The organism is Paenibacillus sp. SN-8-1 (assembly GCF_050995535.1).
Taxonomy (GTDB): Bacteria; Bacillota; Bacilli; order Paenibacillales; family Paenibacillaceae; genus Fontibacillus.
This window is the reverse complement of sequence record NZ_CP194782.1, coordinates 3,338,858-3,362,916: the sequence shown is the minus strand read 5'-3', so window position 1 is coordinate 3,362,916 and position 24,059 is coordinate 3,338,858. Positions and strand designations below refer to the sequence as shown.

Genomic DNA, 24,059 nt, shown 5'->3' with positions numbered 1-24,059 from the left:
CCTGAGTGCAATCAAGCTCTCAGGACTTTGTTCATATAATAGTGATTGTGTATGGTTAATTTTTCCTACAAGTGGTAGTATTTATTTGGTGTGATATAAGAAACAATATACATAATTTGAAGGGTTGGTATTAAAAAGAATGAAAAGACGTATTAGCTTGCTATTCATGATGTTATTTATGGTAGTACTTTTAAGCGGTTGCCAGCTAACTGATAACTACCCATTTAAAACTTCAGCAGTTCTTATAGCTGGATCCACTATGAAAGAACCAAGTTCGGATCTAACTTCACTAATGGATGGTTTTATCACTCCTAAAGGAATTGACCGGAAGTTAATGCTTCTAGTTGCCGAACGGGATCTTCGCTATCATATGAGTTTTACAAAAGAATTAAGTGGAAGTGGAAACTTAGCATACAACATTTCGTACTTATTAAACCTTCCTGCTAAACTATTTAGAAATATTCAAGCCGATATTGGGATAGGGAAATATTTTAATGAACAGGCGAAATCAGAAGCTGGTATTAGTTCATATGCAAGCTCTGTTTATTCTGTTGCCACGCCGATTACCTGGATCATTATGGATGTAATATATGCTGTAATTGGTTTATTCGCCGCACTACTTATGCTCGTATTCGGTACTATCATTGGACTTCTACACCACCCAATTAACACTCTCACAGACTTGCCTGGATTGATTATTGGAGTCGTGAAAACCGTTTATTTTGCTGTAGCACATTTCTTTTATTGGTAACAAAAAACAAGCCCTGAGTGCAATTATGGTCAAGACCCCTTTTAGTGGACATTGAAAAAAACGCCTAAGCTAGAAACTGGCGTCGGTACTCTACCGGCGTCAGTTTGTTTAATTTACGCTGTGGTCGTCTTCGGTTGTAAAATCGTATGTATTTCTCAATTCGCCTTTGTGCCTCTGCCAGATTTCGTATATCATAAGGATAGAGTCCTTCCGTTTTGAGATGCGAGAAGAAGCTCTCCATGGAGGCGTTGTCTAGGCAATTGCCCCGGCAAGACATGCTGATTTGGGCGCCAACCTTTGGCAGCATGTCGTGGTAAGCATGAGACGTGTACTGGAACCCTTGGTCGCTATGAACGACCAATCCGGTCACGTTTTTTTGCTTAGCCAATGCTTTGGCGAACGTCTGGAGTACCAATTCATTGTCGTTACGTTCGCTAAGTTGGTAGGCCACAATCTCGTTATTGAATAGGTCCTTCACTGCAGAAAGATACAGCCAGCGCTCGCCTACCCGGTATTGAGTCACATCCGTCACCCATTTCTGGCTTGGTTTCTCGGCTGTGAAATTTCGCTTAAGCAGGTTATCGGCTACACGCTCGGCAGCCTGGTATGTCATATTAAATCGACGTTTTCGGCGAATGCTGGCTTGAAGTCCAAGCTTTTGCATCAGGCGAAGTACTTTCTTGTGATTCATCCATACACCTTCATCTTGCCACAAGAACAGCTGGAGCTGACGGTAGCCATATTTCCCTTCATAGCGATTGTACACTTTGATTATGAGTCTCAGGGCCTCGGCATCCCGGTCGTTCTTCTTTCGCTTCAAGTAGGCATAGTAACCGCTTCTAGAGACACTAAGAAGCTGGCACAGTGTGGCTACTTGGCCTGAGTGTGCCGCTTGTTCGATAAGCTTGTAGCGCTCTTTCCTACCTCCTGAGTCCAGATTTTCAAACACTTTTTTAGCATCGCATTTTCTCGCTTTAATTGCTGAACGTACCTCTCTTGATCTAAATATTCTTTTCGCCTTCCTCGTTGATCGAGCAGACCAAATTCACCCTGTTCACGGTATTTACGCATCCAACGCTTCATTCTATCTTTATCTTGAATTCCCAGGTGTTCATTGATCTGTCGATACGTCCATTTCTCCTCTACACGCAGGCGAATGGCCTCCATTTTTGTTTCCTCTGAATATGTTTTATACTTCTGTCCCTTGATCCCCATTAAAAATACACCCCTTAGAATTCATCGGTTAAACCAGGGGGTTTTTCCAATGTCCATTCTAAGGGGTGCACTTCACAAATTAAGCTCTCAGGGCTTTATATATTGCGCATGTGACGTGCAAGAGGACTTTATTTTTCCTCTAAATTAGTGTCATAACCATCTTTTTCAGCTTTTTCTTTCCAAAACGATCTAAGCTCATCAAGTTGCTCTTTTGTCAAAACTCCGTCTAATGGCACCGAAAAATATAGACTTGTATATGTATCTATCGAACTACTACTTGACTTACTCATGATTTCCGCATAATTTCTAATCGTTTGTTCTTGTTTACATATTGAGATGACATCGTACCTTGTACCGTAAAAACCAGTTGGAGCGGCCAGTTGACAATAAGTCGAATATGGTATTGTTTTAGCTTTCTCATAATCTTTATTTTGTAATATCACTTTATACTCATCTACATTATTTTGGGCTTCCTGGCTTAAGTTAAGCTCCTTTCGACAATATTCATTGTTACACGGATCTTTATCAAAACTAGCAATAATTGAACAGGCACCAATAAAAATTAAAAACCCGAAGAATATCCCTAAAAAAAAGATTTTTTTATATGAATATGCATTTCCCCCTACACCACGCTTTCTTTTGATATTAATAATATCGGCTTTACTTATTAAAAAATTACAATATCCATAGAACCGAGCTCATGTTTAAGTCTCTAGTTGTACGCTTTTTAATTAGGGTGTACTGGCTAGACTTTGTAACGCAAAAAATAATAACCCCACCGCCGAAATCAGCAAGACATATTATCAATTAGGCGTGGCTTTGGATGTGGATTTCTAGAACTTTTGGTTGAAGGGCCGCGATTTCCCTGATTATAATCAGGGTATGACAACCTCTATCCTGTACACCAAACTATATATCCCCCCGCTTCGGCCCAGTCTTGTTGTCCGCCCACGCCTGATTGAGCGGTTAAATAAAGGTCTGCCGGGTAAGCTGACGTTGATCTCTGCTTCTGCCGGCTTTGGTAAGACCACACTGGTCAGCCACTGGTTAACAAGCTGCGAGCGGAAAGCCGCCTGGTTATCGCTGGACGAAGCGGATAACGATTATACCCGCTTTTTGACTTATCTCTTCGCTGCGCTGCAGTCGATAGGGGCGAATATGGATGAAAGGATAATTGGGCTGCTTCAGTCTCCACAGCCGCCGCCTATCGAAACTATACTAACCGCTTTTATTCAGGGCATTACGATCAATTCAGACCCTTTCGTCCTCGTTCTGGATGACTATCACTTGATTCATGACAGGCAGATTGATCATGGTCTCAGTTATCTAATCGAGCATCAGCCTCCGCAGATGCACCTTGTCATCATTACGCGTGCGGATCCGGGTCTATCTCTGGCCCGCCTGCGTGTCCGGGGACAATTAACCGAACTACGGGCGGCGGATTTGCGCTTCACCTCTTCTGAAGCGGCAGAATTTCTGAGCCGGGAGACGGGCCTAACCTTAACAGATGAGCATATCACCGCTTTAGCGACCCGGACCGAGGGCTGGGCTGCCGGGCTGCAATTGGCCGCGATTTCCGTGCAGGGATCTAACGACATCGACAGCTTCGTCAAATCCTTTACCGGAAGTCACCGCTTCGTTACCGACTATCTGATGGAAGAAGTGTTGGAGCAGCAGCCCGAACATGTGCGGACTTTTCTTCTGGGCACCTCTGTCCTGGATCGGCTATGCGGCCCTCTATGTGATGCCGTACTTAGGAGAGAGGTCCGGACAGATTCGATAGGGCAAGCTTCCGGGCAGGAGATCCTTGAATATCTCGAGCGCGCGAACCTTTTCCTTATCCCGCTGGACCAGGAGCGCTGCTGGTACCGTTATCACCACTTGTTTGTCGATTTCCTGAGACAGCGGCTGCCCGGATCAAGCACGCCCTCATACCATCTTCATGCAAGTAGTTGGTATGAAGAACATGGACTTCCCCTTGAAGCCTTTCACCATGCCGCAGCGGCCAACGATATAGACCGTACCGCTTACTTGGCAGAGGGAGATGGGATGCCCCTGCTGTTCCGCGGAGCGGTGGCTCCTGTCATGAATTGGCTCGAATCCTTGCCGAGCAAGGAGATGGATGCCAGACCAGCACTCTGGGTAATGTATGCCTCCGGGCTGTTGATGAGGGGCGAAATGTCTAGCGTAGAGTCGAAGCTTATAGCGGCTGAACGGGTGCTGCAATCGGCCGGACATAACGATAAAGTTCACGATCTAATCGGACATATCGCCTCCATTCGCGCCACGCTGGCAGTCAGCAGGCATCAGGCGGAGGTGATCATGTCCGAGGCACGCCGCGCGCTGGAATATCTGCATCCTGACAACCTGCCTGTCCGAACGGCGACGACCTGGACGCTCGGCTACGCCTACCAGCTTCTGGGGAATCGTGCCGAGGCAGGTAAGGCCTACGCCGAAGCGTTAGCGAACAGCAAGAGAATCGGACATGTGATGATCACGATGATGGCTGCCCTTGGCCTTGGGCTCATACAGGAATCTGACAATCAGCTTCATGTTGCGGCTGAGACTTATCGGCATGTACTCGAAATGGCAGGAGACCCGCCGCTGCCGGCTGCTTGTGAAGCACATCTGGGCTTAGCCCGACTCTGCTATGAATGGAACGACCTGGAGGGAGCTCAGGAGCACGGACAGCGGAGTGTAAAGCTAGCCCAGCAGTTCGAACAGGCGGATAGAGTCGTTGCGGGTGAAGTATTCCTTGCCCGAATGAACCTTGCTCTTGGAGAGGTAAGCCAAGCTGCCTTCATTTTAGCCAGAGCTGATCATCTCGCTCGGCAGATCAGCTTCGAGCGCCAGATTCCCCGCATTGCAGCTGCACAAGTATCGGTGCTGCTCCGCCATGGTAATCTGGCTGCGGCGGCCCAATTGGCACAGCAGCATAAGCTACCTCTAGGCGAGGCACGGGCACACCTGGCACGGGGGGACACCGCTGCCGCGTTGACAGTGCTTGCGCAGATACGGCAGGAGGCTGAGGCGAAGGGAGCTCAGGATGAACGGCTCAAGGTGATGGTGTTACAAGCTGCCGCTTTGTATGCGCACGGGGATAGGTTAACTGCTGTACAAGTTCTGGCGGACGCTCTGACGATGGCTGAGCCGAGCGGCTTCATCCGGACATTTCTGGATGAGGGAATTTATATGCAGAGGCTTCTTCGCGAAGCCGCTGCGCAAGGAATAATGGTGGATTATGTAGGTAGGCTGCTGACTGAGTTTGAAGGAGAAGGGCTGAATCAAAACTTTGCCCCTCCTAATTACTCAGCCAGCCCTGTCCCTGCTGAAGCTCTAATTGAGCCGTTAAGCGAAAGGGAGCTCGAGGTGCTTCGCCTTATTGCCGAGGGCCTCTCTAACCAGGAGATTAGCGAGCGCTTATATATAGCACTGACTACGGTTAAAGGGCATAACCGGATTATATTTGACAAGCTGCAGGTATCCAGGCGTACGGAAGCCGTAGCACGTGCCCGAACGCTGGGCCTGCTCTGAGATCTATACACATTACAATGTGCATAATTTTAAAACCATACTTTAGTAGCTATATCCCCATACCGTACTGCGAATATACTAGTTGCAAATTCTGATTTGGAGGCAACATATGAAGGCGATAGTATGTACACAGTACGGAACAGCGGATGTACTCAAGCTGAGGGAAGTAGATAAGGCTATGCCGAAGGATAATGAAGTACGGGTTAAGGTTCACGCAACAACCGTTACTGCGGGGGACATCAGGGTCCGTGCATTCCAAAGCCCTCTCTTGCTATGGATTCCCATGCGCTTAGTCCTGGGTCTTCGCAAGCCTAGAAAACCTGTTCTTGGAGTTGAGTTAGCGGGTGTTGTTGAAGCGATTGGCAAGGATGTTAAGCGGTATAAGGTGGGCGATTCGGTATTTGCATTGACCGGGATGAAATTTGGTGCTCATGCTGAGTACGCCTGCTTGCCTGAAGGCAGCTTAATGGAGATCATGCCGGACAATGTGTCCTATGAAGAATCTGGTTCTATTTTATTCGGAGGAACTACAGCGATTTATTTTCTTGGCAAAGGGAATATTCAGCAGGGCCAGAAGGTGCTTATCTATGGCGCCTCTGGAACAGTGGGAACTGCGGCGGTACAGCTTGCAAAGTACTTTGGGGCCGAGGTTACCGGTGTGTGCAGTGGGACGAATTTGGAACTGGTGAAGTCGCTGGGAGCCGATCACGTTATTGATTATACGGTAGAGGATTTTGCTGACCAGAACGAGCACTATGACCTGATCTTTGATGCGGTGGGGAAATGTCCAAAATCCAAATGCAAGACAGCACTTAAACCCGGCGGGTCTTATGTTACCGTGGATGGACAGGGAATCGCCAAGGTGCGGCCTCAAGATCTCCTGTTTATCAAAGAGCTTATGGAGCAAGGAAGTCTGAAATCCGTGATTGATAGACACTATCCGCTGGAACAAATTCCGGAAGCGCACAGGTATGTCGAGAAAGGACATAAGAAGGGCAGTGTAGTCATTAAGGTGAGGTAATCCGGAATAATACACAGAAAGATTGCAGAGAACCCCGGTTTTTGTGAGACCAAGGGGTTTCTTTTTCTTTTGATACAACTATATGATTGTTCTGGTCATTATAAAATCTACCTGTTCCTCATCACCCATATAAAAAGAGTGGGCTCCAGTCTGAACAAACCCCGTTTTCTTATAAAAAGCGATAGCATTTTTGTTTTCTTCCCATACACCCAGCCAGATTTTCTTTTTATTATGTTCTCTCGCAATTTCCACAGCTTTATTTAGCAAATATTTACCTAGCCCATGTTTTTGAAATTTGTTCTTGATATAAATCCGTTCGATTTCGAGTGATTCATCACCCATTTCCTCAGATTGAGCGTGATGGGTATTAATCTTTAAATATCCAGCGACTTCATTATTCAAATAAACAAAAAAGAATTGCGAAGACATGTTGGATAGTTCTTTTTCTAACTGTTCTAAGTTAAATGCCCTTTGCAAATAGGCATTCATATTTTCGGGCGAATTCTGATGCTTAAATGTCTCATTAAAGGTCTCATAACTAATTTCTTGTAGCTTGTGTGCATCTTCGAGGGTACACTTTTTTATATTTATAGTCATTTGAAGATGTCCTCCTTATGCAATCAATAAGTTCTCTTGTTTCCTCTTTTTACAAATTCCCAGTCCTTTTCCACATTGCTTCTTACTCTTTGGAGAAGATTAAAAAGCGTATCAGCTTCACCATCCGACAATCCCTCTAAGGCCACGTGGTTGGAATAATCATTTTCTTTTTTTATAAATGGATAAACATTTTGCCCCTTCTCTGTTGGATAGAGCTTTTTGATTTTTTTGTTCTGTTGATCTTCTTTCTTTTCAATAAAGCCATTGATTTCAAGTTTCTGGATAGCGCGAGCTGCTGTGGTTCGATCCACTTTGATCATTTCAGCTAACTTTTCTTGAATGATTCCCGGGTGTTCACATATCCGCACAAGGTACAAATACTGCCCCTTTGTAAGGTCATATTCTTTGAATTCTATATTGCTTATTGAATCCAATGCCCTTGCTATCATTCCAATTTCACGAAGAATTTCCTTCATAATGGGCTCCTTATATAAGTTAAACTATTGATTTACACATGAGGCAGTCGTGTGGAATGTTGTTAGTCATTCCACACTCTTGCCTGTTTTGTTGCAAATACAATAAAACGTATGAATAGAATATAACTTAATTTTGTTGTATTTGCAATAAAATATCAATATAGAGATTGCGCCGATCGGCTTCAGCAGCCTGCGCCAACATACATCAAAGAGAGGTTGATTCGTTAAGATCAACCTCTCTATTTTGAACAGGTTAGATGCTTACAAATGTGAGCCGCCGGTGGCATCGATAAGCTGACCCGTTACCCAGCGGCTATCTGAGGAAGCAAGAAAAGCCGCGATGTCCGCAATATCTGCGGGCTGTCCTACCCGGTTAAAGGCGGAGAGGCTCGCGACATACTTTTCGCCTTTGGGATCTTGTAGTGTCCCGGCATTCATCTCCGTATTTGTGATTCCGGGTTGAATGGCATTAACCGTAATATTTCGGGGCCCGAGGTGTTTGGCCAGAGCCAGTGTGAACGTATTGATCGCACCCTTGGTCATGCTGTAGCCGAGCACTTCAGGATATGCAACTCTGGTCACTACTGATGAGAGATTGATGATTCGTCCGCCATCTCTCAGACGCGGCAGTGCCTGCTGGGTTAGAAATAGGGGAACCTTAACATTTATGCTCAGAATCTCCTCAAAGGACTCCTCCGTCAAATCCTCAATCGGCATGATCAGGCCGACTCCCGCGTTGTTCACAAGAATATCGAACCCTGATCCTCCAGTCAGTTCAATTAACTCCGCGTCTAATAACTTAAATAAAGCTTCCACGCTGCTTTTTGAGTGTAATTCCTGGCAGATTGTGAATGCTTCCCCTCCGAAATTCCTGATTTCTTGAACCACTTGCTCCGCAGCGGATTTGTTCTTGGCATAATGTACAGCAACCAGCGCCCCCTCCTGAGCCAGACGCAGTGCAATGGATCTTCCGATCCCACGGCTGGCCCCTGTGACCAGCGCTGTCTTACCTTTTAACATGTTCATATACTCATCTCTCCTTGTCATTGTCTCATTCCTAGTTCTATCACAGGGAGGATTTCAAAATGTTGCTCTCTCATTCATTAGCTGTCCATTGGCTTGAAGATATAGTTATAGTAAGCTTGTGGAATAACCGAAATTGACCGAGGGACCAGAAAGGAACAAAATGATGACCAAGAAGCTCTATTACGATTCCGCCTATATTACCAAGTGGGAAACGAGTATCAGTCAGGTGCTTGAGAGGGAGGAGGGGCTATACATCACTTTGGAGGAGACCGGCTTTTATCCGCATGGCGGTGGACAGCCCTGCGACCTGGGATGGATTCAAGAAATCCCTGTTCTGGATGTGATCCTGGAAGAGGATACGATTCTGCACAAGCTTGAACGTCGGCCAGAAGGGAACTGGGTCAGCTGCCGTGTGGATTGGAACCGGAGGTTCGATCATATGCAGCATCATAGCGGCCAGCACCTGCTTTCGGCTGTATGTCTGAATCTGTTCGGAGCTTTAACCGTGAGCTTTCACTTGAGTAATGACTATGCCACGATTGATGTGGACAAGCTGGAGCTCACGAGCGAACAATTGGCGTCCATCCAGCATGAAGCTAATCGGCTGATCTACCTGAACCGCAGCATCTCCAGTTATTTCGTTACTGAGGAAGAAGCGGCGAAGCTGCCGCTGGTTAAGCAGCCTAAAGTAACCGAGAATATTCGGATTGTGGAGATTGCAGGTGTGGAATACAACGCTTGCGGCGGGACCCATGTTACCTCAACGGGGGAGATTGGGATCATCAAGCTGTTGAAGTCGGAGAAGCAGAAGGGGAATACCCGGATTTATTTCAAATGCGGGTACCGGGCATTGGAAGAGTTCAATACAAGCATGCAGATTCTCGCAAGCCTATCCTCCAAATTCAATACCGGCAAGGATGAAATTATGGATCGTCTTGAGAAATGGGAGCTTGAGCAAAAGCAGCTTCAAGCGGAATTGGCGGCCGTAAAAGCAGAGAATGATCACTATCTCGTGCAGGAGCTCCTATCCAGAGCAGAGGGGAATCTAATTATCCATGTTTTTGAGAACAAGTCCATGAAAGATATGCAGAACCTTGCGGTCAAGCTGAGTGAGGGCAGTGAGCGGTATGTACTGCTCGCAGTAGAACAGGATCATAAGGTTATCCTTGCCCAGAGCGGGAATCAGGACCTTTCATGCGGGGCTTTCTATAAAGAGAACCTTGGAGCATTTCATGGAAAAGGCGGAGGTAGTGACAAGATGGCACAGGCGGGGTTCCCAAGCTGGGAGGATGCTGCTGCCTTTATTGAATTTACAAAACAATCTCTAAGCTAATCGCTCACTGACAGATTGCCCTGTTGATGAAGCCAGACATGTGCATAGATTCATTGATCAAATAAAGCCGTGCAGATCACAAGGTTATCCTTGATTCTGTACGGCTTTGTTTGTATGCCCACAACCTATTCCTATTTGTACAAATAGTCCACAATCATGCGAACGAGTTCGTTCTTCAAGCGATCTGCCGATACATTTCTGGGCGAGAACACAATCATATCAACAATACTATTCAGGGCCTCGAATACGACCCAGGAGGCTGCCTCTAGATCATCAACCTTAAGATCGCCCTGACCCTGTTGAAGGTAGCTCAATGTTTTGCGGCGGCCAAGGTCGAACTGTTCATCCATTAGCGACTGAATTTCTTTATCCGAATTGTACATCACAGCCAGCTCCTTATGGAACTCGGAGTAGACCCGGTGCGATTCAATAAGGCTATCCACCATATGAGCAATGGCCGCATGCTTGTCTATGCTCGTAAAGTCTACTTCACCAAGTGATGCATCAACCCGGCTTAAAAGACTTTCGTTGTAAAGCTTCAATGAATCTATGAATACAGCCCGTTTATCTGTGAAATAGGAGTAGAAGCTTCCGGTCGATACCCCTGCCTCAGCAGAAATCTGCTTCGTGTTGGTATTATGAAAGCCCTTCTCGGAGAAAAGCTTCATAGCCGCTTGAATAATGGCTTCCTTTGTTTTGATGCTGCGCTCCTGCTGCGGAGTTCTTACTTTATCTTCAGCCTCACTCATTACATTCGCGCCCCCTCTTGTACTTCGATTGTAGAGGAGAGGATTTTGACTGTCAACGAAAGTTGAACTTAAGTTCATAATTTCGATTGACAAATATGAACTATAGTTCATATAATCGTAAACATGAACTAAAGTTCATATTATTGGAGGGATAACGAATGAGTATGAGACTCAGAAGAGTGTTCATTTTTACAGCGATCGTGCTGGGGTATTTCATGGCTCTATTGGATACGACTATCATCAACATTGCTTTACCGGAGATGACACGTCATTTTGGAGGAACGGTATCCGAAATTTCCTGGGTAATGAACGGGTATAATTTGGCTTTTGCTGCCCTTATTCTGACCGCATCCAGGCTGGCGGACCAATTCGGACGTAAGAGAGTATTTATCATCGGCGTTGCTTTATTTACCCTTGCTTCACTGTTTGCTGGCTTCTCAACGAGCCTTGCGATGCTTATCTTCTTCAGAGTTATTCAGGGGCTAGCCGGCGCAATTATTGTTCCTGTGACGATTCCTTTAACAACGACGTCTTTCCCGAAAGAACAACATGGGGTGATCATTGGCATATGGGGGGCTATTGCTGGACTGGCCGCTGCATGCGGTCCCTCTCTGGGAGGGATGATTACTGAGAAGCTGAATTGGGCCTGGATTTTCTTCGTGAATGTACCTCTAGGACTGCTAAGTATCCTGTTAACCCTGCTGTTCATTAAAGAATCCAGAGATGAATCGGCAAGCAGGTCGATCGATTACGGCGGAATGCTGGGCATTACCGGCGGAATGCTCTTCATCACTTATGCCTTGATTGAGGCTAAGGATTATGGCTGGAACTCAGGCTTCATTTACAGCTTGTTGGTTGCCGGGCTGGTCTGTCTGCTGGTGTTCTTCTATATGCAGTGGAAGGGGAAGGAGCCCATGCTTCCTCTTATGCTGCTTAGAATTTCCGCTTTTAACGGTTCATCATTAACCCTGCTTATCGTAGGGGCCGCGCTATCCAATATCGCGCTACTAACCTCATTCTTTCTTACAAGTGTATTAGGAATGACTGAACTGAAGGCTGGGCTGGTCTTGTCCATGCTGGCAGTAGGGTCCATCGTGAGCTCGGCGGTCTCGGGAGGTCTGTCGGGTAAGTATGGCAGCCGCTGGTTCGCAGCCGCAGGGGTCGCTGTAATGGGCGGAGCTACTTACTCCATGAGTAGTCTTGGTGTGAATGCTACTACCGGGGATGTGCTAATCCGGCTTGCGGCAGCAGGAATTGGGGTGGGTCTCACCATGGCGCCGGTCATGTCTTCGGCAATCCGCAATGTCCCTGAGGAGAAAGTGGGAATATCTTCTGGCGTGATCAATATGACCAAGGCATTTGGGAGTGTACTTGGAGTGGCTATCATAGTTACTCTGCTTCAGCAAAATATCAGTAATCAGGCGGAAGCCGCCGAGGTTCGCAGTACCCAGGCCATTCAGCACGACCAAAAGCTGCTGCCGGCTTCCCGGCAGGTTCTGATCAGCGTCATGAACAAGCTCCAACTCCAAGGCAGCACCGAGGAGGGAGGAACCGGTAAGAATACTGCCGAGGTTAAGGATAGGATTGAACAGAATCTGAAGGTGGCGATCAGTGAGCTTAAGCCTGAGAAACAGAGGGCTTTTGACGATGATCGTCAAGGTCAGTTGAAGGAAATAGAACTGCTGTTGTCCAGTACCGCAGGCCATATGCAGGACGGTTCAGTTCAAGCCTTCAGAGATACCTTTATTCTTGCCAGTTACATGGTTGTGCCGGGGATTCTATTTGCGCTAATGAGTGATGGTCGAAGGGGCCGCAAGAGCAAGGAGGTCTTGAAGGGGATTCACCAAACGGAAGTCTAAACAATTTTAATGAATCCCTGATAAGAATAGCTCAACAGTCTTGTTAAATTCATGAGGCGTATCCGCATTGGCACAGTGCCCCGCGCCAGGGAGAAGTACGAGCTGGGAATTAATTTCTAATTGATGCAGCTCAGCAGCAGCTGCCAATATGATGGGAAGATCATGTTCGCCAACGATAATTAGAAGGGGATAAGGCACCGGGTTATCTTTTCTGATGAAAAAGGTATTCATACCGGCCATTGCTCTGAATGATCCTTTTCTGAAATGCTGACTTCCTTGTGCGAACAAGACCCTGCATTCTGCCGTATAGCAGGAGACTGAGATCACATACTCTCTGAACCTTCTCATGGGCTGCAGCATATAGAATAACCACTTTAGCCCTTCTTTTCGTTGTCCCTTTAGGATAGTGTCATTTGCCTTATGTATGGAGTAGCCGCCAACGATGATTACCGACTTAACCTGATTCGGGTAACGATCCGCAAAGGCCTGAGCGGCAAGAGACCCTGCGGAGACGCCCAGCAAATGGCAATTACTTATATTATTCTCGGCTAAGATTAGGTGCAGGAGCTCTGGAACATCTTGCATAGTGACCTTGGAGCTTAGGAGTGAATTGTTCCCATGACCGGGCAAATCCAGAAGAATCAGCTGATAGTTCATCTGGAAATGGGCGATCTGCTGCTCGAAAATCGTCTGGTCAGCAAAGGCAGGGTGCAGCATCACGATCGTGTCTCGTCCCTCGTTGGCGATCCATGTATAGGAATAGTCAGCATTCTTGAAATTTAACTTGCGTAAGCTTATCTTGTTATCCATTCAGCCTTCAGCCTCCAATTCCTTCGTGAGTTTGGTGAACCATTCCAGCATGCTCTGGTGATGATAGAGCCCAAGCTTCAGGGTTTTGAATTGGTAGGCTGCTATATCGGTAAGGTGGCTGGGGATTTCCTTCTGATTAGCCTCCTGAAAAGCGGTCTCGAACTCACGAACTGAGACTTCAAGCTGGTCAATGACTTGCTTCAAGATGGTTAGACGTTCGGTCTTCGTCATTAACCCGAGGAAGAACAGCCGGGTAGTCACATCCTGTTCCATACGGCCGGGTACGACCGGAGACAACATCCACTCCATGAAATGCTGTGTTCCTGATGGATTGATGGAATAGATCTTCTTCCTCCGCCCATTCTCGCTAACTTCATGACATTCAATATAGCCCTGGCTCTCCAGCTTCTTCAAAGCGGCTTGGATACTGCCAAGACTTGCGCTGAAAAAGGGTGACACCTTTCGCCTAAGGACACCCCGAATATCATATTGGGACAGCTTCCGAATCATTAGAAGTCCCAGGATCACATAGACCATCTTCTAATTCCTCCTGCTTAGAAAGTAATTAGAGTATAATATACCTAATAGGTACATTCAAGCGAAGTTTTTATAATTTGTTGGATCCTTCATTTCGAGGCAGTCAGAGCTTTCGTTGTGGCCAGATCAGAACATCAAGCCGTTCTGAGAAAGTAACTATAGAGGGCTCGGGATCATGCTGAAGTCCAAGGAATGGAGTTAAGGTATTATTTTGAATTTCGATTCGGGCTTCTTGTAAAGGCCAAGGAAGATGGTGGATGTCCACACTGTACAGCTGTCCCTTTGCATCGGCCGTATATAAGCAGTATCTTTCGGTAAGCCAGTGTAGGAGTGAGCCGGGCTGGGCTTGAAAGGTTGATGAGGAAATCGGGCTATAACGGGCCTTGAATTCGGCCTCCTGCTTATGCTTGTGTCTTGTACTCTGATATGAGACAGTGCTATCCGAGAAGTTGGCGTTCATCCTGGCATGGTGATACGGAAGATGGCCGATGGTGCGAGCGGCCTGAACGGCTAATGGATTGGAGGCTTCAAGTGTGAAGAATAAGACACCGGGTTTGCCGCGATACTCGGTATAGGTGCGAACATTTAACTCAAGCATACGGCGGGTGAATGGCACCGGAGGCAGCCCCCTAAGCCTGAGCGGATCTATCAGAAAAGGAGATACACTTATCCAGGGCCTTCCTTCAAAGAGCTGAAGGTTAAGGCCGGACGGAATAAAGGGAAGCAGATCCGCTTCCTGAACCGGCCAGTGGGCGAACAATAAGTTTCTCCATACCTGCTTCATGATCCAGGGACCTTCAGGAAATGGGATCGGACGATGATCTGTGTGCTGCAATATGGTTCTGTTGTTCATGGTATTTCCTCCCTATAGGCATGCAGCTGGATTATCTCTTATATTACCCATTTAAGCGGGAGACGAGGGCCTTCACTTAGTAGATTGCCTGCGATATCTGGAATTTCAGGGTATAATATATAGGCAGAAGTTCACACTACAAGGGCCGATAAGTATTCTTGAGTATAGAGAGTTACTATATTAGAATGCCTGGAAAAGGAGATACAAATGGCTGAGGAGAAAGTGACCCCAGAAGCAGGATGGAATTTTGACAACAGTTATGCCAGGCTGCCGGAATCCCTGTACAGTGTGGTTAATCCAACACCGGTACATTCACCGAAATTAGTTGCGGCTAATGGCCCGCTCGCAGATGCCTTGGGCCTGAATATTCAAGCGCTTCGGAGTCAGCAAGGTATAGCGGTTCTTGCCGGCAACAATATTCCGGAGGGAGCTATGCCTATCGCAGAGGCTTATGCAGGACATCAATTCGGGAATTTCACGAAGCTCGGGGATGGCCGGGCTGTGCTCCTTGGGGAGCAGATCACCCCTTCGGGTGAGCGGTATGATATTCAGCTGAAAGGCTCAGGCAGGACGCCTTATTCCCGCGGTGGAGATGGGCGGGCTGCACTGGGGCCAATGCTGCGTGAGTTCATCATCAGTGAAGCCCTGCATGCACTTGGAATCCCTACCACCCGCAGCTTGGCGGTGATCACAACAGGTGAACCCGTGATCCGGGACACGGAGCTTCCGGGCGCGGTTCTGACCCGTGTGGCTGCCAGTCATCTGCGCGTGGGTACCTTTCAGTACGCTGCCGGATGGGGGACTTCCGAGGAGCTTCAGACCTTGGCAGATTATACTTTACAGAGGCATTACCCGGAAGCAAGCACGGAAGGGAATCGTTACCTGACACTGCTTCAGGAAGTGATTAAGCGTCAAGCCGAGCTTATTGCCAAGTGGCAGCTCGTCGGTTTCATTCATGGGGTTATGAATACGGACAACATGGCTCTTAGCGGAGAAAGCATTGACTTTGGGCCATGCGCCTTCATGGATACTTATGATCCGGGGACTGTGTTCAGTTCCATTGACCTGCAAGGGCGCTATGCCTATGGCAACCAGCCGCAGATTGCGGCCTGGAATCTCGCGAGATTTGCCGAAACTCTGCTGCCGCTGCTGCATAGCGATAGAGAAGAAGCGGTCAAGTTGGCTGAGGCGGAAATCTATCAATTCAGGGAGCTGTTTCACGGTCACTGGCTGTCCGGGATGATAGCCAAACTGGGTATCTCGAACGAAGAGCTCGGGGACGAGGCCTTGATTCAAGAGCTTCTTGATATGATGAAGAAATATCGTGCGGATTACACCAATACTTTCCGGGCGTTAACTTTCGGTCAGCAGGAAGATACCCCGATGTACGGCACAGAGGACTTTGCCGGATGGTATGAGAAGTGGCAGGCAAGATTAGGCAGACAGCCGGAAGGAGGCACCTCATCATACGAGTTGATGCGAAGCAGTAATCCGGCTGTAATTCCGCGCAACCACCGGGTAGAAGAGGCGCTTCATGCGGCAGTAACTCAAGGGGACTACAGTGTGATGGAGAGACTTCTTGGGGTGCTTGCCAGTCCGTACTCCCATTCGGCTGATCAGCTTGAATACACCACACTGCCTGAACCAACTAGCCGGCCTTACCGGACCTTCTGCGGGACCTGAATGACAGGCAGGCTAGCGGAATACACCACAAGAAGCACCTTTAACTCGCGGGTTGGAGATGCTTCTTGGTTTAGATCAGAATATACAGACAAGAGGCAAATCACTTTATCGCAATGCAGACCGAACTAAGGAAACAAGGAAGCTTGCGGAATTTCGTAATATTACGGTACTTTATAATTTTGCGAAATTTAAGAAATCAGGCCAATCTATACCCGGCAAATGTGCGCAGGACAGTTATCACAGTGACACACATCGCGAAGGTGCTCCAAGTCGTAAATGACAATATGTCCATCCTCAATATCGATGATCCCGTCTTTCTTTAGATCACTCAGCATACGGTTTACACTTTCCCGGGTTGCGCCAATCATATCCGACATTTCTGTGTTGTTAATCTTGATGGACAGACGGCGGTGTTCGCCGTGAGCTTGCCCATACGAGTTGTTCAGACGGATAAGCAGAGAGCAGAGCGCACCGCTCTTCCCGAACATCAGAAGGTCACGCATTTTCGTCTGGGTCAGCAGGTGGTTCATTCCCTGCCAGCGCATGAATTCCACAGCCAAATCCCCATGCTGCCAGAGCAGCACTTCAAGGTCTTTCCGCTGAATAACACCCACTTCACAATTCTCAAGCGCCTCCGCACTTAGCATATGAACGGATTCAGACAAGACATCCCCGTAACCGATAAGATCACCCTTGTGATGAAGATATAGCGTGAATTCTTTGCCATCGTCCGCCGACTTCGTTACCTTGATGCGGCCGCTGCGAACAAAGTACAAATAATCCGCAGTGTCACCTTCCCAGAACAGATTAGAGCCTTTGTGTACAGACTTGGGATACATAATGCTGCACAGCCGTTCATAGTTCTCCTCCGAGAAAAATTGCCGAATTCCTTGTGCCTGCTCCGGGTTAAGTTTCACTGCGTCTCTTCCTAAATGTGTAGTCATCATCCGTTCGTCCTCCTTGTTATCCGCTGAATTCATCATAAACTGAATTTCAAATTATCGTTATCGGGGAAACCTCTGATCTTTGAGCAGAAATACCCTGAGAAAGCTATGAAATTGATCACAGTTCAGCTGTGACTTCAGTCATATTACGGGTCTGCGGCGTTTGCTACACTCCGGGTATAGGAGTCTTGGAAGAAGAGATATAGAGAAAATCCTCTTCCAGGTAGAGAAACGGAGACATGACAAATGAAGAATCTAGAAGAGAAAGCCGGCAGCTTACCGGAAGTGAATTATGATACCTGGATGCTTAACTTGAGGTTTGTTCTGATTCTATTGGTCGTAATCGCAACAGGGATTGAACCTGTTATGAACAGGTTTGGCATGATGAAGGATCTGCATGCCTGGATATTTATATTCCATATTCCATTGTTCGCATTTGTGACAGGGTATTTCTCAAGACAAAACTTGCTTGGACGAAATGGACTTGCATCTCTTGGTTCTATTGCCGTTCAGTACGTAGTATTTCAGACTTTATATTCTACGCTTGATGTTGTGTTCTTTCAGGCCCCTCAGCAGAAGCATTCCTTTTTTGTTCCTTACCTTATGCTGTGGTTTCTTGTTGCCCATATTGGATGGCGCGTTCTGCTTCGGTTGATGTGCGCGCTGAATATCAAGCATCCTGTACTCCTATCAATCGCTCTAGGTGTAACTGCGGGTTATCTGGGACACGATGGTTCCTGGCTTAGCCTGTCCCGTTTATTTGTATTTCTGCCTTTCTTCGCAGCAGGTTATTCCCTGCATCCAAGAAAGCTGCTGGTCTTATGCAGCGGATCAAGCCGGATTGTGGAGGGAGGTCTGTCCATATTCCTGCTTGCTGTCGTCTCCCTGTTGGCCTGGCACGGTACACCGGATTGGTTGTACGGGAAGTTCACCTACGCTGAGTTAGGCATAGGAGGACCTGCCGCTGCATTAACCCGGATCGGCTGGTATTTACTTCAGGGCGCCGGAAGCCTGACTTTTCTGGCTCTCATACCTCAGAGACGTTCGATAATTACAAGTCTGGGCTCCAGAACTCTCTATGTGTTCCTACTGCACGGCTTGTTCATCCGAAGCGGGATAAGGCTCGGGCTGTATGAAAATATCCGCCGGCCTGCTGATCTCGTTATTCTAGCTTTAGTTATTCTGAGCATTACGGTCATTCTAGCCCTGCCGCAGACACGGCAATTAACCAAGTGGTTAATTGAGCCGGATCTTGGGGGATTCTCACGTATGGGGCGTCAGCTTGCGATACGCTGGCACCCGTGGCGAATGCTGAAGAAGCTGTGACCTACCGCACAGATGAAGGAATATAGACGAACTACAATGAGAAAGTAATTGAAGGAGATGAGCATATGGCAGTATCACAGACATTTGTAATGGTGAAGCCGGATGGTACCAAGCGGGGGCTCGTTGGCGATATTATGAGCAGATTCGAGCATAGAGGGTTCAAGCTGATTCATGCGAGACAGCTCGTAATGGATAGCGCCATGGCTGAGCAGCATTACGCTCACCTGAGTGCAAAGCCGTTCTTTCAGGAACTGGTTGATTATATTACATCAGGCCCGGTGTTCGCCATGGTCTGGGAAGCGGAGAATGCTGTGCAGCTCTCCAGAAGTATGATCGGGCCAACCAATCCGGCTGAAGCCGCACCAGGAACTATAAGAGGAGACTTTGGAACCTCTGTCGAAGCCAACGTGATTCATGGATCGGATTGTCCGGAGAGTGCAGAAAAGGAAATATCCGTATTTTTCGGCCGGTAGAAAAGATAGAAGAAGAATGTAGATTTGCGGCATAATCCCTTTGAATTAGTCCAGGGCTTATGCCTTTTTTTGGACTTAGAGCTAAGGGCTCGAATGCCAATCTGATTATAGGAGGAGACAGGATGTTAACTGGATTGATACTGGCAGGTGGTTCCAAAGCACAGGGAGACGGGCAGCTCGCGGCACTTCTTCCATGCCAAGGTGAACTGCTGATTCAAATCCAAGTCAGGGAGATGCAGGAAATATGTCAGGAGATCATCGTTGCTACACCAGATCCTAGGCCATTCCTGAAGATTCTCGATCCGGATATAAGGATCATTACAGATTTTTATAGAGGGAGAGGCCCGCTAGGAGGGATGTACGCAGGATTCAGCCTGTCATCACATCCGAATATCTGGACCGTCGGCAGCGATATGCCTTATATCTCTGCTAAAGCGGCAGCGCTGCTGCTGGAGCATAAGCAGGAGGACTATGAGGCAGCAGTTCCATGGATTGGCGGCGTAAGCTATCCGCTTCATGGGGTGTATGGTAAATCTTGTGCAAGGCATATTCAGAACATGGTGAATAACGGTGACAATCGAGCTGCTTCGTTAATCCGCAGACTTAATAGCCTGGATATGCTGGAGTATCATTTTGAAGAAAGAGGAATTAGCCTGGATTTCCTCAAAAGATTCGATGAACAAGATCAGGTGCCGGATAGAATCAGTAGTGTGGAAAGCGGTATTATACACACTGTAGATATATAAAATCCGATCAGCAGCTGCGGACGATAGCCTTGCCGAAGCTGCTTTTTTGATAGAATAAACCTGTGCAGAAATAATTGTGAAAAAAATCACAAAAGTGTGATATTTATCACAATTCAATCTTCTTAGCAGTTCTACAATAAAGACATAAAGAACAGGGAGATGGTTAAGATGATCAAATGGTTAAGAGAAAATAAAGTTGCAGCCGTCCTGTTGATGATTGTACGGATCTACGTTGGCTGGGAATGGATTAACGCTGGATGGCACAAATTAACGGGCGGATTTGACGCAACCGGCTTCCTGAAAGGCGCTGTGGGTAACCCGGTCATGGATAAAGCTACAGGTGAGCTGGTATATCCGAACTTCGTAGCATTCCTTAATCATTTTGCAATACCGAACGCAAAGCTGTTCAACCTATTAATTCCACTGGGTGAATTCCTGGTGGGTCTTGGACTCATTCTTGGCTGTCTGACAGCGGCCGCCGCGTTCTTCGGATTATTAATGAACTTCATGTTCGTGTATGCGGGAACTGTAAGCACTAACCCATGGATGATCATGCTGGGAGTATTCATCGTCGCAGCAGGTGCCAATGCTGGCAAGTTCGGAGCCGACTATTTTGTTCTTCCTTACCTTAAAGGGGTGTTCGGTAAGTTGTTCAAACGGGAAGCAGGCGGCGGTGTGAGGGGTATACAGCAGTGAAATTCTAGGCGGGGTACAACATAACTTAGTCAGATCATAGAACAGATTGTATTAATGACCTGAAGAGCCGTAGCCTTACTCAAGGCTGCGGCTCTTCTCGTTTAATCAGGTGCTTGGCGCCGAATTAGGCGGGGGGTGGAATTTCCTGATTTTAACTTAAACGAGACTGGTAACTATGATAAATTAAGAGAATAACAGGTTATAGACTCTTATATTAGCTTCAGCTGGTCTATTCGGAACCTATGCTTCAGAAGCTGCCGCCAAGGCACAGAGCAAGAATCTGTATTTCAAGAACTGTACAGCTGCGAAAAAGGCGGGGTACTATAATATCAAAAGAGGAGAGCCGGGTTACCGGAAAGCCCTAGATCGTGATAATGACGGCATCGCTTGTGAAAAGTAGCTGTGAAAATGGAGGGGGCGTCTTAAGGACGGCCCCTCTAGTGTAGGAAACGGGACATACTCAGCAGGGGATGGAGCGGAATAATCGTAATATTTATATATCGTGAAAGCGCTTTAAAAAAAGTCTTGCCAATCTTAAATTAACCTTGTTATAATCACTTTGAAAAGGTTCTCAAAAAGAAGGAAGTTAATAGAATGAAGCCAACAATTCGAGATGTAGCCAGGATGGCGGGTGTATCAATCAGTACCGTATCGCGTGTGATGAATACTCCAGAATCCGTTGTAGAGAGCAAGCGTATTCGCGTATTGGAGGCTGTTGAGAAGCTCAGGTATCAACCCAATTCGTTCGCTAGAGGCCTGATTTACAAGAAGTCCTTTACGCTTGGCCTGCTTATTCCCGATATAGAGAATTTTTACTTCTCCAAAGTAATCCGGGGGATGCAGGATGCATGTATCAAGCTTGGCTATAGTCTAATGATCTGCAACACGGACCGGGATAAGGATCGGCTGCTCTCGTACATTGATAACTTTCACGAGAAGCAAGTCGACGGCGTAGTATTCGCAAGTGATACCCTTTACCCGGAGTATTATGAGAAGCTGGTGGGATGCAGAATTCCATTTGTGCTTGTATCATCTCACTCGGACGAATTTGAAGTTCCCTGTGTTGAGATTGATGATGAGGCTGCCGCTTATGATGCGGTGAAGTTCCTTATCGAGATTGGACATCAGGAGATTGGGATGATCGGGTTCAACGACGACTATTCAATCTCAGGCCCCCCGCGTTATCAAGGATTTATAAGAGCACTGACTGAATTTGGCCTTGAGCGGAATTCCCGCAAAATCACATATGCGGCCCACCGTTTCGAGCATGCTTACCAGGCAGCCCACGAATTATTTACCGAGTACCCGGAGCTGACCGCCGTGTTCTGTGTTGCGGATGAATTCGCCATGGGGACCATTTCATACTTGAAGGACCGAGGTGTTCTTGTGCCAGGGCAGGTGTCTGTTATGGGATTCGATAATCTTCGCATGGCCAGCATGTTTGTTCCCAAGCTTACGACGATCGCACAGCCGATTTATGATTTGGGTTACCGGGCCGCGGAGAAGCTGCACGAACTTATAACCACGGGAACTGTAGATGTAATGAGAGAGCTTATGAATCACAAGCTGATTGTCAGGGAGTCATCTCGGGAGAGATGATTCCTGAAGTCAACCATTTTTGAAAAGCTTTTCAGAAATGGACGATTCTAAGTGAATAAGACATATTTGCGGGCTGCGTAAAGTACTGTTTAAAGGATTCGTAAATGGTTTATCGAGAACAAGTTTGTTTTTTTTAGAAGGTAAGTTCGTTTTTTACAGGAGATATGAAAGCGCTCTATCATATTGATAATATTTAGTGCATGATTAAGCTAAATTATTTCAGTCATGAATAAACTTGCAAGGAGGTGATCCGAGGGAAACCGGTTTCGGACCAACTAAGGCAGTACGTTTGCAATTCTTTATCATTTACTAAAGGGGATGTGTGCGAAGATGAAAAAGACAGGGAAAACAAAAGCTTCACTACTTATGGTAGCATGCCTATCTTTGACGATGATGCTCAGCGCTTGCGGAAGTGGTGGTGGCCCTACAGATCCTGCGGCTTCTACGAATACAAATAACAATAACAACAACACGACCACCACAACAACTGCGGCAGCGGGTGCTGAATTGGATAAGGCGTTGAAAGGTGAATATAAAGGCACAAAAGTGACCATGTTCGGACCATTCGTGGATGCGGACCAGAAGAAATTTGAAAGCAGCATTAAGGATTTTGAAGACAAGACAGGGATCGATATTCAATACGAAGGCTCCAAGGAATTCGAAGCCACCATCAATATCCGTGTTGACGGCGGAAGCGCTCCGGACATTGCGGACTTCCCGCAACCAGGCCTGCTAAATTCGATTGCCAAGACAGGTAAAGTTATTGACCTGACCAATGTGCTGGATCAGGACAAAATGAAGAAAAACTACAACCAAAGCTGGCTGGATATGTCCATGATGGACGGCAAAGACGGCAAAATCATGGCTGGGATCTGGAACCGCAGTAACGTGAAGAGCTTAGTGTGGTATCCGAAGAAGCAATTTGATGAGGCTGGCTACAAAGTTCCGCAGACTTGGGATGAAATGATGGCTTTGACTGAACAGATTGCGAAGGATGGAGATCCTGCATGGGCTATCGGTATCGAGAGTGGTGCAGCAACAGGCTGGCCTGCAACGGACTGGATCGAGAACATTATGCTTCGTACCACCACACCTGAGAACTATGACAAATGGGTAAAAGGCGAACTGCCATTCACTTCCCCAGAAGTGAAACACGCGGTGGATGTAATGTCTAAGATTTGGATGAATAAGGATTATGTGTATGGCGGAACGAAGTCGATCGTAACTACAGCGTTCGGGGATGCTCCAAAACCAATGTTCGAAAATCCGCCGAAAGCTTGGTTCAACCTGATGGGGAACTTTATTACCAGCTTCTTCCCAGCAACGGCTAAAGTCGATCAAGACTATGACTGGTTCTACCTGCCGCCAATCGATGAGAAATACGGCAAGCCGGTACTTGTAGCGGGTGATATCTATGCGATGTTCAACGATCGTCCGGAAGTACGTGCAGTTATGCAGTTCTTCACTACAGGGGAATCCATCAAAACTTGGGTTCAATCTGGCGGCGTTATCGCACCAATGAACGATGCTTCTCTGGACTGGTACCAATCTGAATCCGATCGCCGTATGGCTAAGCTGGTTCAAGATGCTACGACACTTCGCTTTGACGGTTCTGACTTGATGCCTGGTAAAGTAGGTGCAGGAACGTTCTGGAAGGGTATGACGGACTATGTAAGTGGAACAGCTACGCTGGATGATGCACTCAAACAAATTCAGGCTGGCTGGAACAACTAACTGATTAATCTTGAAGCCTGTATAGGCGGATAGAGAGCTTTAAGCAGGAAGAGGGGCAGCTTGAAAGGTGAGTGAACTGCCCCTCTTTTTGTTCTTT

General features: G+C 47.0%; 24 protein-coding genes. 13 read left to right on the top strand and 11 right to left on the bottom strand.

All coding sequences use genetic code 11. The annotated features are described in order from the left end of the window. Positions 1–139: 139 nt before the first annotated feature. On the top strand, positions 140–751 hold the full coding sequence (locus ACRRNK_RS16400; protein ID WP_433943781.1) for a hypothetical protein: 612 nt from the start codon (positions 140–142) through the stop codon (positions 749–751). A 64-nt stretch (positions 752–815) separates the two neighbouring features. Here ACRRNK_RS16400 and ACRRNK_RS16395 read toward each other — a convergent pair whose 3' ends face one another. From ACRRNK_RS16395 to ACRRNK_RS16385, 3 genes are all read right to left on the bottom strand, one after another. Beyond that, positions 816–1,700, bottom strand: coding sequence for an IS3 family transposase (locus tag ACRRNK_RS16395; protein ID WP_433943780.1), 885 nt, complete (start codon positions 1,698–1,700; stop codon positions 816–818). Next, on the bottom strand, positions 1,622–1,966 hold the full coding sequence (locus tag ACRRNK_RS16390; RefSeq protein WP_433943779.1) for a transposase: 345 nt from the start codon (positions 1,964–1,966) through the stop codon (positions 1,622–1,624). The genes ACRRNK_RS16395 and ACRRNK_RS16390 overlap by 79 nt, the downstream gene beginning before the upstream one ends. A gap of 128 nt (positions 1,967–2,094) precedes the next feature. Further along, positions 2,095–2,409, bottom strand: a complete 315-nt coding sequence (locus tag ACRRNK_RS16385) for a hypothetical protein (RefSeq protein ID WP_433943778.1) — start codon at positions 2,407–2,409, stop codon at positions 2,095–2,097. A gap of 439 nt (positions 2,410–2,848) precedes the next feature. Here ACRRNK_RS16385 and ACRRNK_RS16380 point away from each other — a divergent pair, with 439 nt between their 5' ends. Further along, positions 2,849–5,500, top strand: coding sequence for a LuxR C-terminal-related transcriptional regulator (locus ACRRNK_RS16380; protein WP_433943777.1), 2,652 nt, complete (start codon positions 2,849–2,851; stop codon positions 5,498–5,500). A 109-nt stretch (positions 5,501–5,609) separates the two neighbouring features. Beyond that, positions 5,610–6,521, top strand: a complete 912-nt coding sequence (locus ACRRNK_RS16375; RefSeq protein ID WP_433943776.1) for an NAD(P)-dependent alcohol dehydrogenase — start codon at positions 5,610–5,612, stop codon at positions 6,519–6,521. A gap of 78 nt (positions 6,522–6,599) precedes the next feature. Here ACRRNK_RS16375 and ACRRNK_RS16370 read toward each other — a convergent pair whose 3' ends face one another. The 3 genes from ACRRNK_RS16370 to ACRRNK_RS16360 form a co-directional block, all read right to left on the bottom strand. Continuing rightward, positions 6,600–7,118 carry a GNAT family N-acetyltransferase gene (locus ACRRNK_RS16370; RefSeq protein WP_433943775.1) on the bottom strand — a complete coding sequence of 173 codons (519 nt, stop codon included), beginning with the start codon at positions 7,116–7,118 and terminating at the stop codon, positions 6,600–6,602. Between the two features lie 23 nt (positions 7,119–7,141). Further along, a complete protein-coding gene (locus ACRRNK_RS16365) occupies positions 7,142–7,594 on the bottom strand; it encodes a MarR family winged helix-turn-helix transcriptional regulator (RefSeq protein ID WP_433943774.1) in 453 nt (150 codons plus the stop codon). A gap of 261 nt (positions 7,595–7,855) precedes the next feature. Continuing rightward, positions 7,856–8,620 (bottom strand): SDR family oxidoreductase, encoded by a 765-nt coding sequence (locus ACRRNK_RS16360; RefSeq protein WP_433943773.1) that lies wholly within the window; start codon positions 8,618–8,620, stop codon positions 7,856–7,858. A gap of 163 nt (positions 8,621–8,783) precedes the next feature. On the opposite strand from ACRRNK_RS16360, the gene ACRRNK_RS16355 reads away from it, so the two are divergent. Further along, positions 8,784–9,953: an alanyl-tRNA editing protein gene (locus ACRRNK_RS16355; protein WP_433946916.1), complete on the top strand. Its 1,170-nt coding sequence runs from the start codon at positions 8,784–8,786 to the stop codon at positions 9,951–9,953. Positions 9,954–10,084: 131 nt separating this feature from the next. Here ACRRNK_RS16355 and ACRRNK_RS16350 read toward each other — a convergent pair whose 3' ends face one another. Then, positions 10,085–10,702 carry a TetR/AcrR family transcriptional regulator gene (locus ACRRNK_RS16350; RefSeq protein ID WP_433943772.1) on the bottom strand — a complete coding sequence of 206 codons (618 nt, stop codon included), beginning with the start codon at positions 10,700–10,702 and terminating at the stop codon, positions 10,085–10,087. A 158-nt stretch (positions 10,703–10,860) separates the two neighbouring features. On the opposite strand from ACRRNK_RS16350, the gene ACRRNK_RS16345 reads away from it, so the two are divergent. After that, the gene (locus tag ACRRNK_RS16345) at positions 10,861–12,561 is read left to right on the top strand and encodes an MFS transporter (protein WP_433943771.1); all 1,701 of its coding nucleotides are present in this window, start codon (positions 10,861–10,863) and stop codon (positions 12,559–12,561) included. A gap of 6 nt (positions 12,562–12,567) precedes the next feature. Here ACRRNK_RS16345 and ACRRNK_RS16340 read toward each other — a convergent pair whose 3' ends face one another. From ACRRNK_RS16340 to ACRRNK_RS16330, 3 genes are all read right to left on the bottom strand, one after another. Next, positions 12,568–13,371, bottom strand: a complete 804-nt coding sequence (locus ACRRNK_RS16340; RefSeq protein ID WP_433943770.1) for an alpha/beta fold hydrolase — start codon at positions 13,369–13,371, stop codon at positions 12,568–12,570. Then, entirely contained in the window at positions 13,372–13,908 is a 537-nt protein-coding gene (locus ACRRNK_RS16335) for a PadR family transcriptional regulator (RefSeq protein WP_433943769.1), read from the bottom strand. Positions 13,909–14,011: 103 nt separating this feature from the next. Further along, positions 14,012–14,761 carry a YqjF family protein gene (locus ACRRNK_RS16330; RefSeq protein WP_433943768.1) on the bottom strand — a complete coding sequence of 250 codons (750 nt, stop codon included), beginning with the start codon at positions 14,759–14,761 and terminating at the stop codon, positions 14,012–14,014. 207 nt (positions 14,762–14,968) lie between these two features. Here ACRRNK_RS16330 and ACRRNK_RS16325 point away from each other — a divergent pair, with 207 nt between their 5' ends. Then, positions 14,969–16,444 carry a protein adenylyltransferase SelO gene (locus tag ACRRNK_RS16325; RefSeq protein ID WP_433943767.1) on the top strand — a complete coding sequence of 492 codons (1,476 nt, stop codon included), beginning with the start codon at positions 14,969–14,971 and terminating at the stop codon, positions 16,442–16,444. A gap of 206 nt (positions 16,445–16,650) precedes the next feature. On the opposite strand, the gene ACRRNK_RS16320 is transcribed toward ACRRNK_RS16325, so the two are convergent. Next, a complete protein-coding gene (locus ACRRNK_RS16320) occupies positions 16,651–17,391 on the bottom strand; it encodes a Crp/Fnr family transcriptional regulator (protein ID WP_433943766.1) in 741 nt (246 codons plus the stop codon). A 243-nt stretch (positions 17,392–17,634) separates the two neighbouring features. Between ACRRNK_RS16320 and ACRRNK_RS16315 the strand changes: the two genes are divergently transcribed. The 7 genes from ACRRNK_RS16315 to ACRRNK_RS16285 all read left to right on the top strand — a co-directional run bounded on the left by ACRRNK_RS16315 (position 17,635) and on the right by ACRRNK_RS16285 (position 23,962). Then, positions 17,635–18,714, top strand: a complete 1,080-nt coding sequence (locus tag ACRRNK_RS16315; RefSeq protein ID WP_433943765.1) for an acyltransferase family protein — start codon at positions 17,635–17,637, stop codon at positions 18,712–18,714. Positions 18,715–18,779: 65 nt separating this feature from the next. Beyond that, positions 18,780–19,187: a nucleoside-diphosphate kinase gene (ndk, locus tag ACRRNK_RS16310; RefSeq protein ID WP_433943764.1), complete on the top strand. Its 408-nt coding sequence runs from the start codon at positions 18,780–18,782 to the stop codon at positions 19,185–19,187. A gap of 122 nt (positions 19,188–19,309) precedes the next feature. After that, entirely contained in the window at positions 19,310–19,933 is a 624-nt protein-coding gene (mobA, locus tag ACRRNK_RS16305; RefSeq protein ID WP_433943763.1) for a molybdenum cofactor guanylyltransferase, read from the top strand. Positions 19,934–20,101: 168 nt separating this feature from the next. Then, complete coding sequence (locus ACRRNK_RS16300) at positions 20,102–20,629, top strand: DoxX family protein (protein ID WP_433943762.1); 528 nt, start codon at positions 20,102–20,104, stop codon at positions 20,627–20,629. 211 nt (positions 20,630–20,840) lie between these two features. Further along, positions 20,841–21,029: an excalibur calcium-binding domain-containing protein gene (locus tag ACRRNK_RS16295; protein ID WP_433946915.1), complete on the top strand. Its 189-nt coding sequence runs from the start codon at positions 20,841–20,843 to the stop codon at positions 21,027–21,029. 194 nt (positions 21,030–21,223) lie between these two features. Then, positions 21,224–22,228 carry a LacI family DNA-binding transcriptional regulator gene (locus ACRRNK_RS16290; protein WP_433943761.1) on the top strand — a complete coding sequence of 335 codons (1,005 nt, stop codon included), beginning with the start codon at positions 21,224–21,226 and terminating at the stop codon, positions 22,226–22,228. A 330-nt stretch (positions 22,229–22,558) separates the two neighbouring features. Next, positions 22,559–23,962 (top strand): ABC transporter substrate-binding protein, encoded by a 1,404-nt coding sequence (locus ACRRNK_RS16285; protein ID WP_433943760.1) that lies wholly within the window; start codon positions 22,559–22,561, stop codon positions 23,960–23,962. Positions 23,963–24,059 lie beyond the last annotated feature (97 nt).

Bases quoted from the DNA above. Each gene is read 5' to 3' on its own strand.
- ACRRNK_RS16330 (WP_433943768.1), bottom strand. From the start codon at position 14,761: ATGAACAACAGAACCATATTGCAGCACACAGATCATCGTCCGATCCCA.
- ACRRNK_RS16320 (WP_433943766.1), bottom strand. From the start codon at position 17,391: ATGATGACTACACATTTAGGAAGAGACGCAGTGAAACTTAACCCGGAG.
- ACRRNK_RS16300 (WP_433943762.1), top strand. From the start codon at position 20,102: ATGATCAAATGGTTAAGAGAAAATAAAGTTGCAGCCGTCCTGTTGATG.
- ACRRNK_RS16370 (WP_433943775.1), bottom strand. From the start codon at position 7,118: ATGACTATAAATATAAAAAAGTGTACCCTCGAAGATGCACACAAGCTA.
- ACRRNK_RS16335 (WP_433943769.1), bottom strand. From the start codon at position 13,908: ATGGTCTATGTGATCCTGGGACTTCTAATGATTCGGAAGCTGTCCCAA.
- ACRRNK_RS16365 (WP_433943774.1), bottom strand. From the start codon at position 7,594: ATGAAGGAAATTCTTCGTGAAATTGGAATGATAGCAAGGGCATTGGAT.
- ACRRNK_RS16340 (WP_433943770.1), bottom strand. From the start codon at position 13,371: ATGGATAACAAGATAAGCTTACGCAAGTTAAATTTCAAGAATGCTGAC.
- ACRRNK_RS16400 (WP_433943781.1), top strand. From the start codon at position 140: ATGAAAAGACGTATTAGCTTGCTATTCATGATGTTATTTATGGTAGTA.
- ACRRNK_RS16325 (WP_433943767.1), top strand. From the start codon at position 14,969: ATGGCTGAGGAGAAAGTGACCCCAGAAGCAGGATGGAATTTTGACAAC.
- ACRRNK_RS16315 (WP_433943765.1), top strand. From the start codon at position 17,635: ATGAAGAATCTAGAAGAGAAAGCCGGCAGCTTACCGGAAGTGAATTAT.
- ndk (WP_433943764.1), top strand. From the start codon at position 18,780: ATGGCAGTATCACAGACATTTGTAATGGTGAAGCCGGATGGTACCAAG.
- ACRRNK_RS16360 (WP_433943773.1), bottom strand. From the start codon at position 8,620: ATGAACATGTTAAAAGGTAAGACAGCGCTGGTCACAGGGGCCAGCCGT.
- ACRRNK_RS16380 (WP_433943777.1), top strand. From the start codon at position 2,849: ATGACAACCTCTATCCTGTACACCAAACTATATATCCCCCCGCTTCGG.
- ACRRNK_RS16345 (WP_433943771.1), top strand. From the start codon at position 10,861: ATGAGTATGAGACTCAGAAGAGTGTTCATTTTTACAGCGATCGTGCTG.
- ACRRNK_RS16355 (WP_433946916.1), top strand. From the start codon at position 8,784: ATGACCAAGAAGCTCTATTACGATTCCGCCTATATTACCAAGTGGGAA.
- ACRRNK_RS16375 (WP_433943776.1), top strand. From the start codon at position 5,610: ATGAAGGCGATAGTATGTACACAGTACGGAACAGCGGATGTACTCAAG.
- mobA (WP_433943763.1), top strand. From the start codon at position 19,310: ATGTTAACTGGATTGATACTGGCAGGTGGTTCCAAAGCACAGGGAGAC.
- ACRRNK_RS16285 (WP_433943760.1), top strand. From the start codon at position 22,559: ATGAAAAAGACAGGGAAAACAAAAGCTTCACTACTTATGGTAGCATGC.
- ACRRNK_RS16390 (WP_433943779.1), bottom strand. From the start codon at position 1,966: ATGGGGATCAAGGGACAGAAGTATAAAACATATTCAGAGGAAACAAAA.
- ACRRNK_RS16350 (WP_433943772.1), bottom strand. From the start codon at position 10,702: ATGAGTGAGGCTGAAGATAAAGTAAGAACTCCGCAGCAGGAGCGCAGC.
- ACRRNK_RS16290 (WP_433943761.1), top strand. From the start codon at position 21,224: ATGAAGCCAACAATTCGAGATGTAGCCAGGATGGCGGGTGTATCAATC.